Below are 14348 nucleotides of genomic sequence, written 5' to 3'. Positions count from 1 at the left end.
TTTCGCTGGCCGGGGAAGGGCGCTGAATCATTCACCCGCCGGCGCCACGATGTCTCAACCACTGAGACGCGTTTGTGCTTCCATGGCGTCCTTTGCAGACCGTTGTTCCCATGGCCTACGAACTTGCCAAGCGCACCGAGGACGCCGAGCGCCGCCTCGCGACCACCGACGGGCTGCCCTCGCGCAACGGTGCACTGCTCACCGCACGGCTGCAGCAGCGCTATGCCGACCGCATCACCGGCAGCTTCACCATTCCGGGCCGCGAAGGCCGCTACGCGCCGATCCCGGCCGATGTGCCGGCCGCGCTGACCGCCGCGCTGAAGGCGCGGGGCATCGAGCAGCTGTACAGCCACCAGGCCGAAGCATGGGACGCCACCCAGCGGGGCGAGCACGTGGCCATCGTCACCCCCACCGCCAGCGGCAAATCGTTGTGCTACACCCTGCCGGTAGTCAGCGCCGCCATGCAGGGCAAGGCCAAGGCGCTGTACCTGTTCCCGACCAAGGCGTTGGCGCAGGACCAGGTGGCCGAGCTGCTGGAGCTCAACCGCGCCGGAGACCTGGGGGTGAAGGCCTTCACCTTCGACGGCGACACCCCCGGCGATGCGCGCCAGGCGATCCGCCTGCATGGCGACATCGTGGTGTCCAACCCGGACATGCTGCACCAGGCGATCCTGCCGCATCACACCAAGTGGGCGCAGTTCTTCGAGAACCTGCGCTATGTGGTGATCGATGAGGTGCATACCTACCGCGGCGTGTTCGGCAGCCATGTCACCAACGTGCTGCGCCGGCTCAAACGGATCTGCGCCTTCTACGGCGTGTCGCCGCAGTTCATCCTGTGCTCGGCCACCATCGGCAACCCGCAGGCGCATGCCGAAGCGCTGATCGAGGCGCCGGTCACCGCCATCACCGAATCCGGCGCGCCGACCGGGCCCAAGCATGTGCTGCTGTGGAACCCGCCGGTGGTCAACGCCGACCTGGGCCTGCGCGCCTCGGCGCGCTCGCAGAGCAACCGCATTGCCCGCATCGCGATCAGATCCGGGCTGAAGACCCTGATCTTCGCGCAGAGCCGGTTGATGGTCGAAGTGCTCACCAAGTACCTCAAGGACATCTTCGACCACGACCCGCGCAAGCCCCCCCGCATCCGCGCGTACCGCGGCGGCTACCTGCCCACCGAACGCCGCGAGACCGAACGTGCCATGCGCGCCGGTAACATCGATGGCATCGTCAGCACCTCGGCGCTGGAGCTCGGCGTGGATATCGGCAGCCTGGACGTGGTGGTGCTCAATGGCTACCCCGGCAGCGTGGCCGCCACCTGGCAGCGCTTCGGCCGTGCCGGCCGCCGCCAGCAGCCCGCCCTGGGCGTGCTGGTGGCCAGCTCGCAGCCGCTGGACCAGTACGTGGTGCGGCACCCCGACTTCTTCGCCGAGGCCTCGCCCGAACACGCGCGCACCGCCCCGGACCAGCCGCTGATCCTGTTCGACCACATCCGCTGCGCCGCCTTCGAGCTGCCCTTCCTGGCCGGCGACCCGTTCGGGCCGATCGATCCGCTGGTGTTCCTGGAAGCGCTGGCCGAAACCGAGGTGGTGCACCGCGAAGGCGACCGCTGGGAGTGGATCGCCGACAGCTACCCGGCCAACGCGGTGAGCCTGCGTTCGGTGGCCGATGGCAACTTCGTGGTGGTCGACCGCAGCGACGGCAAGCAGCAGATCATCGCCGAGGTGGACTACTCCGCCGCCGCGCTGACCCTGTACGAAGGCGCCATCCACATGGTGCAGTCCGCCCCGTACCAGGTGGAGCGGCTGGACTGGGAAGGCCGCAAGGCCTACGTCACCCGCACGCACGTGGACTACTACACCGACAGCATCGACTTCACCAAGCTCAAGGTGCTGGACCGCTTCGACGGCTGCATGGCCGGCCAGGGCGATTCGCATCACGGCGAAGTGCACGTGGTGCGGCGCGTGGCCGGATACAAGAAGATCCGCTACTACACCCACGAAAACATCGGCTATGGGCCGGTCAACCTGCCCGACCAGGAACTGCACACCACGGCGGTGTGGTGGCAGCTGCCGCAGGGGCTGCTGCTGACCGCGTTCGATTCGAAACAGGAAGCTTTGGATGGCTTCCTGGGCGCAGCCTATGCGCTGCACATCGTGGCCACGGTGGCGGTGATGGCCGATGCGCGCGACCTGCAGAAGGCGGTGGGCAATGGTGATGGCGCGTGGTTCGCGGTGGCCGACCAGAGCGGGCGCGGGCAGCTGCGTGGCGCCGAGTTCGATGCCAGTGCGATCGAGCTGCAGCAGCAGTTCGTGCCCACGGTGTATCTGTACGACAACTTCCCCGGCGGCGTGGGCTTGAGCGAGCCACTCTGGCTGCGCCAGGCCGAGCTGCTGCAGCGCGCGCAGGAACTGGTGCAGCGCTGCGACTGCAAGGCCGGTTGCCCGGCCTGCGTGGGCCCGGTGCTGGCCGGCCAGGAAGACGATGCGACCACGCCCAAGGCGTTGGCATTGAAGGTGCTGGCACTGTTTGACGAACACGCGCTGCCCAGCGCCGCCGAGCGCGAGCGGATCGACGCCGACGTGGTGCCGTTTTGAGCCTGAGCCTGGACAAGCTGCGCCTGTTGCGGCGCCAGGCTGGTGATGCCACGCCGCGCCCGGCGGCGACCGAACCCGCTGCTATGCCCGCGCCCGCCGTGCCGGTGGCGGCCAACGATGCGCAGGCGCGCCGACCTGCGCCGGATTCGGTGTTCGCCTGGGTGGAGCAGGAGATCCGCCACAAGCCAACCGGCGTGACTGCGTCGACGCCTGCCCCGGCACCGCTGCGCAGGCCCGACGTGGGTGGCCTGCACAGGTTGCTGGGCCTGCGTGATCGCGGCACGGCCGCGGCGCGCCCGCGCGCGAACGCTCAGGACCGCCACGTGCCCGGCGAGGAGATCGCACCCGGGTTGTTCCTGATCGAATCGTTCCTGGCCCAGCCCATTCCCACCCAGCCGCTGTCGCTGGCCTTCGCCAAGCGCGACGGCGACCGGGTGCAGCCGCAGGACCTGATGTTCTTCGATACCGAAACCACCGGCCTGGCCGGCGGCACCGGCACCCGCGCCTTCATGATCGGCGCGGCCGACTGGCACCGCGATGCCACGCGCGGCGACGGCCTGCGCATCCGCCAGCTGCTGATGACCACCATGGCCGCCGAGACCGCGATGCTGGCCGAGTTCGCCCGCTGGCTGCAGCCGTCCACGGTGTTTTCCAGCTACAACGGCCGCTGCTACGACGCGCCGCTGCTGAAGACCCGCTACCGGCTGGCCCGGCAGCGCTGCCCGATCACTCCGCTGGACCATGTGGACCTGCTGTTTCCCACCCGCCGCCGCTACCGCGGCACCTGGGAAAACTGCCGGCTGGCCACCATCGAGCGCCAGTTGCTGCAGATCGTGCGCGAAGACGACCTGCCCGGCTCCGAAGCGCCGGCGGCGTGGCTGAACTACCTGCGCGGTGGCAGCGCGGTGAACCTGCGCCGCGTAGCCGAACACAACCACCAGGACGTGGTCACCCTGTCGCTGCTGATGCTGCGGCTGGTGGCCGAAGAACGCCGCGAGCGCGAAACATTGGCACTGGAAGGCGGCCCCGTCCGCGGCTGAGCGGGCGTTGACACCCCGTGCAGCCTGCGCGGTGCAAGCTGGCCGCACTTACCCGCTCACGGAGACTGGCCATGCGTATGTCCCTGCTGTTGCTTGCTTGTGCCCTGCCGCTGACCGCGTGCAGCACCCCGCCCAAGAGCAGCACCGATCCGGCCGTGGTCGATCCGGTGCCGCATGTCGCTGATGGAGGCACGATGAAGTGCAATCCGAACGTTCTTGAGCAGTTCAATGGACAAAAAGCGACGGAAGAGCTGGTGAAGCAGGCGGTGGCCGCCAGCGGTGCGAAGAATGCCCGCGTTGTGAAGCCCGGCATGGCCGTCACCATGGACTTCCGCGAAGACCGCTTGACGATCAACGTGGATGCAGACAACAAGATCGAGCGCATCGGTTGTAATTGACCCGCGACGGGGTGCCCGGGCATACGCCCGGGCATTACCGTTACCTCAGGCGCTGCACGGTGCCATCGGCCAGTGCCTTGTCGAACGCCTTGCGCACGTCACGGGCGATCTGGGCCGAGGCGATGCTCTGCTGCTGCGCCAGGCCTGACTGCTGGCGGGCCAGCTCGGCCTGCTGGCGGGCAATCTCGGCAATACGGCGGTGGTCCACTGCCGCCGCCGCGTCCGCCTTGGCGCGTTGCGCGGCGCGTTCGGCCAGCGCTGCATCGCCCTTCGTGGTGCGCGCGGCATGGTTGGCCATTTCCGCTGCGTCCATCGATTCCATCGCATCGCGGCTGGCGCGCATCGCCACCTCTGCAATGCGCTCGCCCAGCTCACCCTGCTGCTCGCCCAGTGCGCCCATGCGTTCGCCCAGCGCGCCCTGCTGCTCGCCCAGTTTGGCGACCTGCTGCTGGGCCTTGGACAGCGACTGCAGCAGCGCCGGGTCACGCACCAGGTAACGCTCGTTGCCGACGCGCACCCACAGCGCCGGGTCCCGACCCTGCACGTCACGCTGTGCCTGCTTGAGGTCGGCCATCGAGGCATCGACGAAGTTGTCGCCGCCGCCCATCAGCACGAACGCCTGGCGTGGCTGGTGCGAAAGATCCAGACGACCGTGGGTGATGGTGGTGGTGTTGACACTGTCCGGGTGCGACGGCGACGCGGGCGCGGCCGGGGCTTCGGGGGGAAGCGGTGCAGTGACCGGGCGAGGTGCCGGCGCAGGCTTCGGCACCGCAGGCGTTGCCGGGGCCGCGACGGCCGGCGTGGCAGCCGGCGCAGCCGGAACGGCGGGGGCAGCGGGCGCCGCGAGCGCTGGCGGTGGCGGCGGCGGCGGCGGTACTGCGGCCACCAGGCGCATCGGCGCCACGCCGATCACCATGAACAGCGCGGTGATCGCCATCGAGGCCACGCGCGGGAAGCTGCCGGTCTGCTGCAGGGTGAGCAGCCGGCGCTTGAGGCTGCGGAAGTTGGGCGAGGCACTGGCCACGCCTACCGCCGGCCGCGGCGCCACGCCCAGCTGCACCAGCAGGCGGCCGTAGTCGTGGCGGCAATGCCCGTGCCCGGCCACCACCGCGCTGTCGCACGCCTCTTCCCGGGCCAGCGCGTATTCGCGCACGGCCACGTGCAGCAGCGGGTGGAAGAACAGCAGGTGCTGCGCCAGCGCAGGCAGCAGCCCCAACCACAGGTCGCGGCGCTGCAGGTGCACCAGCTCATGGGTGAGTGCCATGTCCAGGTCATCGGCCGCCATCGCCGGCAGTTCACGTGCGGGCAGCAGCAGCGCCGGGTTCCACGGGCCGATCAGCTGCGGCGAACGGATCTGTGCGGACAGCTTCAGCTGCGGCGCGCGGGCAAGCCCATGGGCCTCGGCGGCCAGCTGCAGCGCCTGCTGCAGGCCGGCGTCGGTGCAGGGCACCGCATTGCGCACCAGCGCGCGGCTCTGCCGATAGGCGCGCAGGCTATGCGCCATCATCAGCAGCACGCCGGCCGCCCACAGGGCGAACAGCACGCTCTGCCACGACAGCGACGCACCGGTCGCAGCGGCGGTCATGGTATCCACGGCTACCGGCGCCAGCGTCGTTGGCGCCTGCATCATCGTCTGGGTGACGAAGGTGGTGTCGTCGATGCCCGGGGCCGGCAGCACCGCCAGTTCCAGCGGGCTGCTCCATACCAGGCCCAGCACGGCCTGCAGGGCCACCAGCCACCACAGGCGGCAGCGCGTGGCCGCGGGCAGCCGGGGCAACAGCCGGCACACGCCCCACACCAACGCCACCAGCAGCGCGCTCTGCACGCTGGTCCAGGCCAGGCGGGTCAGCAGTTCCATCATCAGGGTGTCCATGGCTCAGCCCTCCCGCTTGCGTGATTGCAGCTGTGCGACCAGCGCTTCGAGTTCGGCCAGTTCGCTGTCGCTGACCTCGGCCTTCTGCGACATGAAAGCCACGAAGGGCGACACCGAGCCCTGCAGCGTCTTCTCCACGAAGCTGGCCACCGCGCCCTGCACCACGCTGTCCTGCTCGCCGGTGGCCGAGTAGCGGTACACGCCCTCGACCTGTCGGCGCTGCAGGTAGGCCTTGCCGCGCAGGCGTTCCATCATGGTCAGCACCGTCGAACGCGCCAACCCGCGCGCCTCGCCGAAGCCGGTCGCCACTTCGCCGACGCTGGCGTCATCCTGTTCCGCTATGTACTGCAGCAGGGCCAGCTCCTGGTCCCCGATCGTCTTGCCGCGCATGGCACACTCCGTTGACTACACGTGTCGCCACCATGCCCGTGACTACACGTGTCGTCAAGTGCCGGACGGCGCGCGCCGACGAACGGTCGGAGGCGGTCACGACCGAAGGTCGTGACCTACCGGCTGCATGTCTCGGGGTAGGTCACGACCGTTGGTCGTGACCGCAACGGTGCTACCCGCGTGGGCCGCCCATGACCGGCAGGATCACGCCGCTGATGTAGCTGGCAGTGACCGGCGAGGCCAGGAACACATACGCCGGCGACAGTTCCTCCGGCTGCGCAGGGCGGCCCATGTCGCTGTCCTTGCCGAACTCGGCTACATCCGGCGCCTGCTTGTCGGCCGGGTTGAGCGGGGTCCACACCGGGCCCGGGGCCACCGCGTTGACGCGGATGCCACGCGGCAGCAGCTGGCTGGCCAGCGCCTTGGTGAACGCATGGATGGCGCCCTTGGTGGACGAATAGTCGATCAGCGCCTTGCTGCCGAACAGCCCGGTTTCCGAGCCGGTGTTGATGATGCAGTCCCCCTCTTCCAGATGCGGCAGCACCGCGCGTGCCATCTGGATATAGCCGCCGATGTTGGTCTGCAGGGTTTCCTGCAGGTGCGCGTCTTCCAGATCTTCCAGCCGTTCGCAGTGCAGCTGGAACGCGGCGTTGTTGACCAGGATATCGATGCCGCCGAACGCCTTGGCCACCTGCTTGACCGCCTTGTTGCAGAATTTCGGATCGCGCACGTCGCCGGCGATCACCACGCAGCGGGTGCCTTCGGCTTCCACATGCTGGCGGGTGACCTCGGCATCCTCGGCCTCATCCAGGTGCAGCACCGCCACGTCCGCACCTTCGCGTGCGAACAGCACCGCGACCGCGCGGCCGATGCCGGAGTCGGCGCCGGTGATGATGGCGCGCTTGCCCTGCAGTTTGCCGCTGCCCTGGTAGTCGGGCGCGAGGAAACGCGGCGCCAGCTGCAGTTCGTGTTCATTGCCCGGCTTGGCGATGTGCTGGGCGGGCATGGTGTCAGGTTGCTTGCGGGTGCCAGCCTGGGTCGCCTTCTTGGTGGCCTTTTTGGCGGCTTTCTTCTTTGCGGCGGCACGCGCGTCCTTGGCCTTTTCCTGGTCCTGCAGGCGGCGCTGGCGGGCGGCCACGCGCGCAGCGCGCGGATCGCTGGCGGCGGCCTTGCGGGTGGCGGTCTTGACCACTGGCGTGCGCGCGCGGGCCGGCTTCTGGTCGGCGGCGGGTGCGGCAGCGGTGGGGGTGCGCTTACGGGTCTTCTTGGCCGTGGCCATGCTGAACTCCTTCGTTGCGGTTGCCTCGATGCGGGTGGAGGGCGAGGCAAGAGCAGTGTGTCGCTGGCGGCGGTCGCATACGGTGAATGCCATGTGGGCGCGCCGTGCAGGGCTTCATCCCCTGCATACGCCGGCGGCGGCATCGTGGGCACCAGAATCCCCCCGGAGTAGCACCATGTTGCGTCCCCTTTTTGCCGTTGCCGCATTGACCGCTCTTACCGCCTGCAGCAGCACCCCGGTGGCCCAGGTACAGCCCATCGACGGCGTCATTTCCGGCCAGTGCCATGTGGACAAGGTACGCGGCGCGGTCGGCCTCGCCGCGTCGGCAGCGACGGTGGAGCGTGCCCGCGTGGACAGCGACAGCCTCGAGGTCGTGGTACTGCGCAGCCAGCGGGCCGAGAGCGGCGCCACTGCGAGCGGCGCGGCCAACCCGAGCCCGGGCGCGGAAAGCGGTGGCGAGCGGCTGACCATCGAGAAGGGCCGCACCAACAACATCACCGCTATCTACTGCGGTTGATCGCCCCCGGCACGGCCGCGCTTCAACGCGCGGCTTTGCCTTTCACCACGCGTCGCGCCGAGCGCAGGAATTTCAGCGTGGCCTGCTCCCACTGGCGCTGGCCACGCAGCCCCGCCAGCTTGGCCAGCGAGCCATCGCGCCAGCCATCGAAGACGCTGGGGTCGATGTAGGCCTTGCGGCACACCGCTGGGGTGTTGCCCAGCAGCGTCGCTACTTCGCACACCACCTCTTTCTGCAGCGCGGCCAGCGCCCGTTCGCTCGGTGCCTCGGGCAGCGCGGTGGCAGCGAACTGGCGCAGGGCCGCCACGGTGCCACCCCAGGTACGGAAATCCTTGGCACTGAAGTCGGTGCCCATTGCATCGCGCAGGTAAGCGTTGACCTGGCCCGAGTCCACCGGCTGCAGGGTGCCGTCGTCATCACGGTACTGGAACAGGGCCTGCCCCGGCAGCTGTTGGCAACCCTTGATCAGGCCCACCAGGCGCTTGTCGTCGATATCCACTTCGTGCTGCTGGCCGGACTTGCCGCGGAAGCGCATGCGCGCGCGCCCGCCCTTCACCAGTTCCAGGTGGCGGTTGCGCAGCGTGGTCAGCCCGTAGGAGCGGTTGTCGCGGGCGTACTCGGTATTGCCCACCCGCACCAGCGTTTCGGCAAGCAGGGCGACCACGATCGCCAGCACCTTGTCCTGTGGAAACCCGGGCAGCTTCAGATCACGGCCCAGGCGGCGACGCAGCGCCGGCAGCGCCTCGCCGAAGGCGATCACCCGGTCGAACTTGCCATCACCGCGCACCCGCGCCCAGTCCGGATGGTAGCGGTACTGCTTCCGCTTGCGCGCGTCGCGCCCGGTAGCCTGCAGGTGACCGTTGGCCAGCGCACAGATCCAGACATCGGTGTAGGCCGGCGGAATGGCCAGCGCGCGGATCCGCGCCAGGGTGGCGGTATCGCGCACCGGCTGACCATCGGGGTCGCGGTAGCTGAAGCCCTTGCCGGCGCGGCGACGGGCAATGCCGGGCTGCTCGTCAGTGACATAGCGAAGGCCGGCGTCGCGGGCGGCGGCAGCTTCAGGGGTGGCAGGACGTGCGGGCATGGAAGCGGTGGCGATGGAGCGGGCCTGCAGTGTGCTGGGCGGGGTGACGGCGCCGCGTCAATAACGCAACACAAACACCTCACACCCGCCCTTGGCGATATGCTCCATGGTTTACCGCCTGGAACTCTGGAGTCGCGATGTCGTCCTTGTCCTTCCGCCGCCTGCGGCGTCCGTCTGGTCCCGCCCTGCTGGCTGCGGCCCTGGTCCCCACCCTGCTGTTGCTTGGCGCCTGCAAGGCCCCGCCGATGGACGAGCAGGAAGCAGCGGGTACCCACGCGCAGAAGGCTGCCGAGGAAGTCGCGGCCGCCCCGGCCGACACCACCGCCAAGGCCACCGAGGCACCGCCGGTCGGCAACTGCGATGCCAACCAAGTGCAGAGTCTGGTCGGACAGGCTTACAGCGACGCCATCGGTGCCCAGGCACAGCAGGATGCCAGCGCGCGCGAGCTGCGCGTACTCAAGCCCGACGACATGACCACCATGGAATTCGTCGGCGAGCGGCTGAACATCGAAGTCGATGAAAAGGGCGTGGTCACCGGCCTGCGCTGCGGCTGAATTGGGCGCACCGGGCGCGGGTTTTGCGTGGGTTTGGTTGCGCGTGCAACCGTGTATTGCGGCGTTGCAGCAACTGTGATCTAGTCGAAGCATCCGGTGCCTCCAGATGCGCTCGACGGATTGAGCGGGGACGAGTGTCGCCGCTCACCCGACATCGAGGCAGAAATGGCCCCCCGCAACCGCCAAGGGCTTTACGACCCACAAGACGAACGCGATGCCTGTGGTTTCGGCATGGTGGCGCAACTGGATGACCAGCCGTCACGGCTGCTGGTCGACACCGCGATCGCCGCGCTCTCGCGCATGACCCACCGCGGCGGCGTCGCCGCCGACGGTGTCACCGGAGACGGCTGCGGGCTGTTGCTGCGCCGCCCGGACGCGTTCCTGCAGGCGCTGGCCACCGAGGCCGGTCTCACCCTTGGCAAACTGCATGCGGCCGGCGTGGTGTTCCTGCCGCACGACGATGCCGCTGCCCAGGCCTGCCGCGACATCCTCGAACAGCAGCTGCGCGACGCCGGCTGCCAGCCGCTCGGCTGGCGCGTGGTGCCGACCGATCCCAGCGTGTGCGGCCAGCTGGCACGCGACACCCTGCCGCACATCGAACAGGTGTTCGTTGATGCCGGCCACGGCCAGGACGAAGCCGCCTTCACCCTGGCGCTGTTCCTGGCCCGCCGCCGCAGCGAACAGCAGCTGCGCGACCATGCCGATTACTACGTCACCACGCTCAGCCCCAACGCGATCAGCTACAAGGGCATGGTGCTGCCGGACAAGCTGAGCCGGTTCTACCCGGACCTGCAGCGCAACGACCTGGCCTCCAGCGCCATCGTGTTCCATCAGCGCTTTTCCACCAACACGCTGCCGCGCTGGCCACTGGCGCACCCGTTCCGGATGCTCGCGCACAACGGCGAGATCAACACCATCGAAGGCAACCGGCGCTGGGCGCAGGCGCGCAGCAAGGTGTGGAAGACCCCGCTCTTCGACATCGGCGAGTTCGATCCGGTGATCTCCATGCACGGCTCGGATTCGCAGAGCCTGGACAACATGCTGGAGCTGATGGTCAGCGCCGGCATGGAGCTGATCCAGGCGCTGCGCATACTGGTGCCGCCGGCAACCCAGTCGCTGGAGTTCAAGGACGCCGACCTGGCCGCGTTCTACGAGTTCTACGGCCTCAACAGCGAACCGTGGGATGGCCCGGCCGGCATCGTCGCCTGCGACGGACGCTATGCCGCCTGCACGCTGGACCGCAACGGGCTGCGCCCGGCGCGCTGGATGCTCACCTCCGACCGCCACTTCCTGGTGGCGTCCGAAGCGGGCGTGTGGGAAGTACCGGCCGAGCGCGTGGTGCGCAAGGGCAAGTTGGGCCCCGGCGAGATGATGGCCATCGACCTCAAGCGCGGCGACCTGCTGGATTCGGATGCCATCGACCGCATCAACCGTGGGCGCGCCCCGTACAAGCAGTGGTTGCAGCAGGGCGTGACCTACCTGCAGACCGAGCTGATCGATCCGTCGCTGGTGGAAGAGCCGTTCGACGAACGCACCCTGCGCAGCTACCACAAGCTGTTCCAGCTCAGCACCGAGGAAGTGGAGCAGATCCTGCGCCCGCTGGCCGAAACCGAGCAGGAAGCCACCGGGTCGATGGGCGATGACACCCCGATGGCGGTGCTCAGCCAGCAGAGCCGGCCGCTTTACGATTACTTCCGCCAGGCGTTCGCACAGGTCACCAACCCGCCGATCGATCCGCTGCGGGAAGACTGCGTGATGTCGCTCACCACCCAGCTCGGCAAGGAGACCAACATCTTCCATGCCGGCGCGGAGACGGTGAACCACGTCATCCTCAATTCGCCGGTGCTCAGCCAGCGCAAGCTGCGCCAGCTGATCAAGATGCCGCAGTACGTGGACCGCAACCGGCTCATCGACCTCTCCTACAGCCTGGACGAAGGGCTGAAGGCGGGCATCGAGCGCATCTGCGCCGAAGCCGAAGCGGCCGCACGCGAGGGCATCGTCATGCTGCTGCTCAGTGACCGCTACCCGGTGGCCGACCGGCCGATGGTGCATGCGCTGCTGGCCACCAGTGCAGTGCACCACCACCTGTCCAACGCCGGGCTGCGCTGCGACGTCAACCTGATCCTGGAAACCGGCACCGCGCGCGACCCGCACCACATGGCCTGCCTGCTCGGGTTTGGTGCCACTGCGGTGTATCCGTACCTGGCCTACCAGACCCTGTTCGACCTGGGCCGGCGCGGCATCCTGCAGCTGAAGAAGGGCGGCGAGCAGTCGCAGATCGGCCGCAGCTACCGCAAGGGCATCTACAAGGGCCTGTCCAAGATCATCTCCAAGATGGGCATCTGTACCGTGGCCAGTTACCGCGGCGCGCAGTTGTTCGAGATCGTCGGCCTGGATGATGAAGTAGTCGACCTGTGCTTCCCGGAAACGCCGTCGCGCGTGTCCGGCGTGGGCTTTGCGCGGCTGGATCACGAAGCGCGCGAACTCACCGTACGCGCCTGGAACGACCTGCTGCGCCCGGAGGTGGGCGGCGTGCTCAAGTACGTGCACGGCGGCGAGTACCACATGTACAACCCGGACGTGGTCATGACCCTGCAGCGCGCCGCGCGCAGCGGCGATGCCGCCGATTGGCAGCGTTACTGCGAGGCGGTGCACGGGCGGCCGGTGTCGGCGCTGCGCGACCTGCTGCAGCTCAAGGCCGCCCCCACGCCGACCCCGCTGGAACAGGTGGCGCCGGCCGAGGACCTGTTCCGCCGCTTCGACACCGCCGCCATCAGCCTGGGTGCGTTGTCGCCCGAAGCGCATGAAGCGCTGGCCATCGCCATGAACAGGTTGGGTGGGCGCAGCAATTCCGGTGAGGGTGGCGAAGACCCGGTACGCTACGGCACCCACAAGCGCAGCAAGATCAAGCAGGTGGCCTCGGGCCGCTTCGGCGTCACCGCCGAATACCTGGTCAATGCCGAAGTGCTGCAGATCAAGGTCGCCCAGGGTGCCAAGCCCGGCGAAGGCGGGCAGCTGCCCGGGCACAAGGTCAACGAACTCATCGCGCGGCTGCGTTATGCCAAGCCGGGCATCGGCCTGATCTCGCCGCCGCCGCACCACGACATCTACTCGATCGAAGACCTGGCCCAGCTCATCTACGACCTCAAGCAGGTCAACCCGGATGCGCTGGTGTCGGTGAAGCTGGTCTCGCATGCCGGCGTGGGCACCATCGCCGCCGGCGTGGTCAAGGCCGGTGCGGACTTGATCACTGTGTCCGGCCATGATGGCGGCACCGGTGCCAGCCCGGTCAGCTCGATCCGCTACGCAGGCGTGCCGTGGGAGCTGGGCGTGGCCGAATCGCATCAGGCGCTGGTGGCCAACGACCTGCGCGGGCGCACCCTGCTGCAGACCGACGGCGGGCTGAAGACCGGCCTGGACGTGATCAAGGCCGCGCTGCTGGGTGCGGACAGCTTCGGCTTCGGCACCGCGCCGATGATCGTGCTGGGCTGCAAGTACCTGCGCATCTGCCATCTCAACAACTGCGCCACCGGCGTGGCCACCCAGGACGAGCGCCTGCGCGCGCAGTACTTCACCGGCCTGCCCGAGCGCGTGGAGAATTTCTTCCGGCTGCTGGCCGAGGAAGTGCGCGGCTGGCTGTCCTACCTGGGCGTGCGCTCGCTGGACGAGATCGTGGGCCGCACCGACCTGCTGCAGCAGTTGGAGATCGCCCCGCGCCCGGGCGTCAAGGTGGATCTATCGCGCCTGCTCGACCCGGCCCGGTACGGCGGCAGCCACTGTGCCGCGCAGCGCCTGTACGAATCACCCGACAGCCTGGCCACGCAGATGGATGGCCTGCTGGCTCCGGCCATCGCCGGCAAGCTGGGCGGCGAACACCGTTTCCTGATCCACAACACCGACCGCTCCATCGGCACCCGCCTGTCCGGCGCCATCGCGCGCGCGCATGGCAACCAGGGCATGAGCGATGCGCCGCTGACGCTGCGCTTCCGTGGCACGGCCGGGCAGAGCTTCGGCGCGTTCAACGTGGGCGGCCTGCAGCTGGAAGTGGAAGGCGAAGCCAACGATTACGTGGGCAAGGGCATGGCCGGCGGCCGCCTGGTGGTGCGCCCGCCGCGCGGCGCACGCTTCGAAGCGCGCAACACCGCCATCATCGGCAACACCTGCCTGTACGGCGCCACCGGCGGTGAGCTGTTCGCCGCCGGCCGGGCCGGCGAGCGCTTCGGCGTGCGCAACTCCGGTGCGCTGGCGGTCATCGAAGGCGCCGGCGACCACTGCTGCGAATACATGACCGACGGCATCGTGCTGGTGCTGGGCAAGGTGGGTCTGAACTTCGGTGCCGGCTTCACCGGCGGGCTGGCCTATGTGCTGGATATCGACCGCGACTTCGTGGACCGCTACAACCACGAACTGATCGACATCCACCGCATTTCGGCCGAAGGGTTCGAGAACCACCGCCAGCACCTGCACACCCTGATCAGCCGCCACCGCGAGCTCACCGGCAGCATCTGGGCCCAGCAGATCCTCGATGAATTCCGCGATTACGTCGGCAAGTTCTGGCTGGTCAAACCCAAGGCCGCCAGCATTGAATCGCTGACCGAATCGCTGCGCCGCGCCGCCTGATT

The 14348-nt window shown here is 68.6% G+C and carries 10 protein-coding genes; 6 read left to right on the top strand and 4 right to left on the bottom strand.

Annotation, left to right across the window (positions count from 1 at the left end):
• Positions 1–110: 110 nt before the first annotated feature.
• The 3 genes from ACGFZ3_RS15955 to ACGFZ3_RS15945 all read left to right on the top strand — a co-directional run bounded on the left by ACGFZ3_RS15955 (position 111) and on the right by ACGFZ3_RS15945 (position 4029).
• Positions 111–2591: a DEAD/DEAH box helicase gene (locus tag ACGFZ3_RS15955; protein ID WP_392923275.1), complete on the top strand. Its 2481-nt coding sequence runs from the start codon at positions 111–113 to the stop codon at positions 2589–2591.
• Positions 2588–3631, top strand: coding sequence for a ribonuclease H-like domain-containing protein (locus tag ACGFZ3_RS15950; protein WP_392923273.1), 1044 nt, complete (start codon positions 2588–2590; stop codon positions 3629–3631). The genes ACGFZ3_RS15955 and ACGFZ3_RS15950 overlap by 4 nt, the downstream gene beginning before the upstream one ends.
• 71 nt (positions 3632–3702) lie before the next feature.
• Positions 3703–4029, top strand: coding sequence for an I78 family peptidase inhibitor (locus ACGFZ3_RS15945; RefSeq protein WP_392923270.1), 327 nt, complete (start codon positions 3703–3705; stop codon positions 4027–4029).
• A gap of 40 nt (positions 4030–4069) precedes the next feature.
• On the opposite strand, the gene ACGFZ3_RS15940 is transcribed toward ACGFZ3_RS15945, so the two are convergent.
• The 3 genes from ACGFZ3_RS15940 to ACGFZ3_RS15930 all read right to left on the bottom strand — a co-directional run bounded on the left by ACGFZ3_RS15940 (position 4070) and on the right by ACGFZ3_RS15930 (position 7571).
• Positions 4070–5902 carry a M56 family metallopeptidase gene (locus tag ACGFZ3_RS15940; protein ID WP_392923267.1) on the bottom strand — a complete coding sequence of 611 codons (1833 nt, stop codon included), beginning with the start codon at positions 5900–5902 and terminating at the stop codon, positions 4070–4072.
• A gap of 3 nt (positions 5903–5905) precedes the next feature.
• Positions 5906–6292, bottom strand: a complete 387-nt coding sequence (locus ACGFZ3_RS15935; protein ID WP_392923264.1) for a BlaI/MecI/CopY family transcriptional regulator — start codon at positions 6290–6292, stop codon at positions 5906–5908.
• A 172-nt stretch (positions 6293–6464) separates the two neighbouring features.
• Positions 6465–7571 carry an SDR family oxidoreductase gene (locus ACGFZ3_RS15930; protein WP_392923261.1) on the bottom strand — a complete coding sequence of 369 codons (1107 nt, stop codon included), beginning with the start codon at positions 7569–7571 and terminating at the stop codon, positions 6465–6467.
• Positions 7572–7746: 175 nt separating this feature from the next.
• On the opposite strand from ACGFZ3_RS15930, the gene ACGFZ3_RS15925 reads away from it, so the two are divergent.
• The gene (locus ACGFZ3_RS15925) at positions 7747–8088 is read left to right on the top strand and encodes a hypothetical protein (protein ID WP_392923258.1); all 342 of its coding nucleotides are present in this window, start codon (positions 7747–7749) and stop codon (positions 8086–8088) included.
• 22 nt (positions 8089–8110) lie between these two features.
• Here ACGFZ3_RS15925 and ACGFZ3_RS15920 read toward each other — a convergent pair whose 3' ends face one another.
• Positions 8111–9172 (bottom strand): DNA topoisomerase IB, encoded by a 1062-nt coding sequence (locus ACGFZ3_RS15920; protein ID WP_392923255.1) that lies wholly within the window; start codon positions 9170–9172, stop codon positions 8111–8113.
• Positions 9173–9309: 137 nt separating this feature from the next.
• Here ACGFZ3_RS15920 and ACGFZ3_RS15915 point away from each other — a divergent pair, with 137 nt between their 5' ends.
• Both ACGFZ3_RS15915 and gltB read left to right on the top strand, forming a co-directional pair.
• Positions 9310–9726, top strand: a complete 417-nt coding sequence (locus tag ACGFZ3_RS15915) for an I78 family peptidase inhibitor (protein WP_392923252.1) — start codon at positions 9310–9312, stop codon at positions 9724–9726.
• 165 nt (positions 9727–9891) lie between these two features.
• Positions 9892–14346, top strand: a complete 4455-nt coding sequence (gene gltB / locus ACGFZ3_RS15910; RefSeq protein WP_392923250.1) for a glutamate synthase large subunit — start codon at positions 9892–9894, stop codon at positions 14344–14346.
• Positions 14347–14348: the final 2 nt, after the last annotated feature.

Origin of the sequence: Stenotrophomonas sp. NPDC047960 (genome assembly GCF_043204395.1) — a bacterium.
Lineage (GTDB): Bacteria > Pseudomonadota > Gammaproteobacteria > Xanthomonadales > Xanthomonadaceae > Stenotrophomonas.
This window is presented reverse-complemented; position numbering and strand designations above follow the sequence as displayed.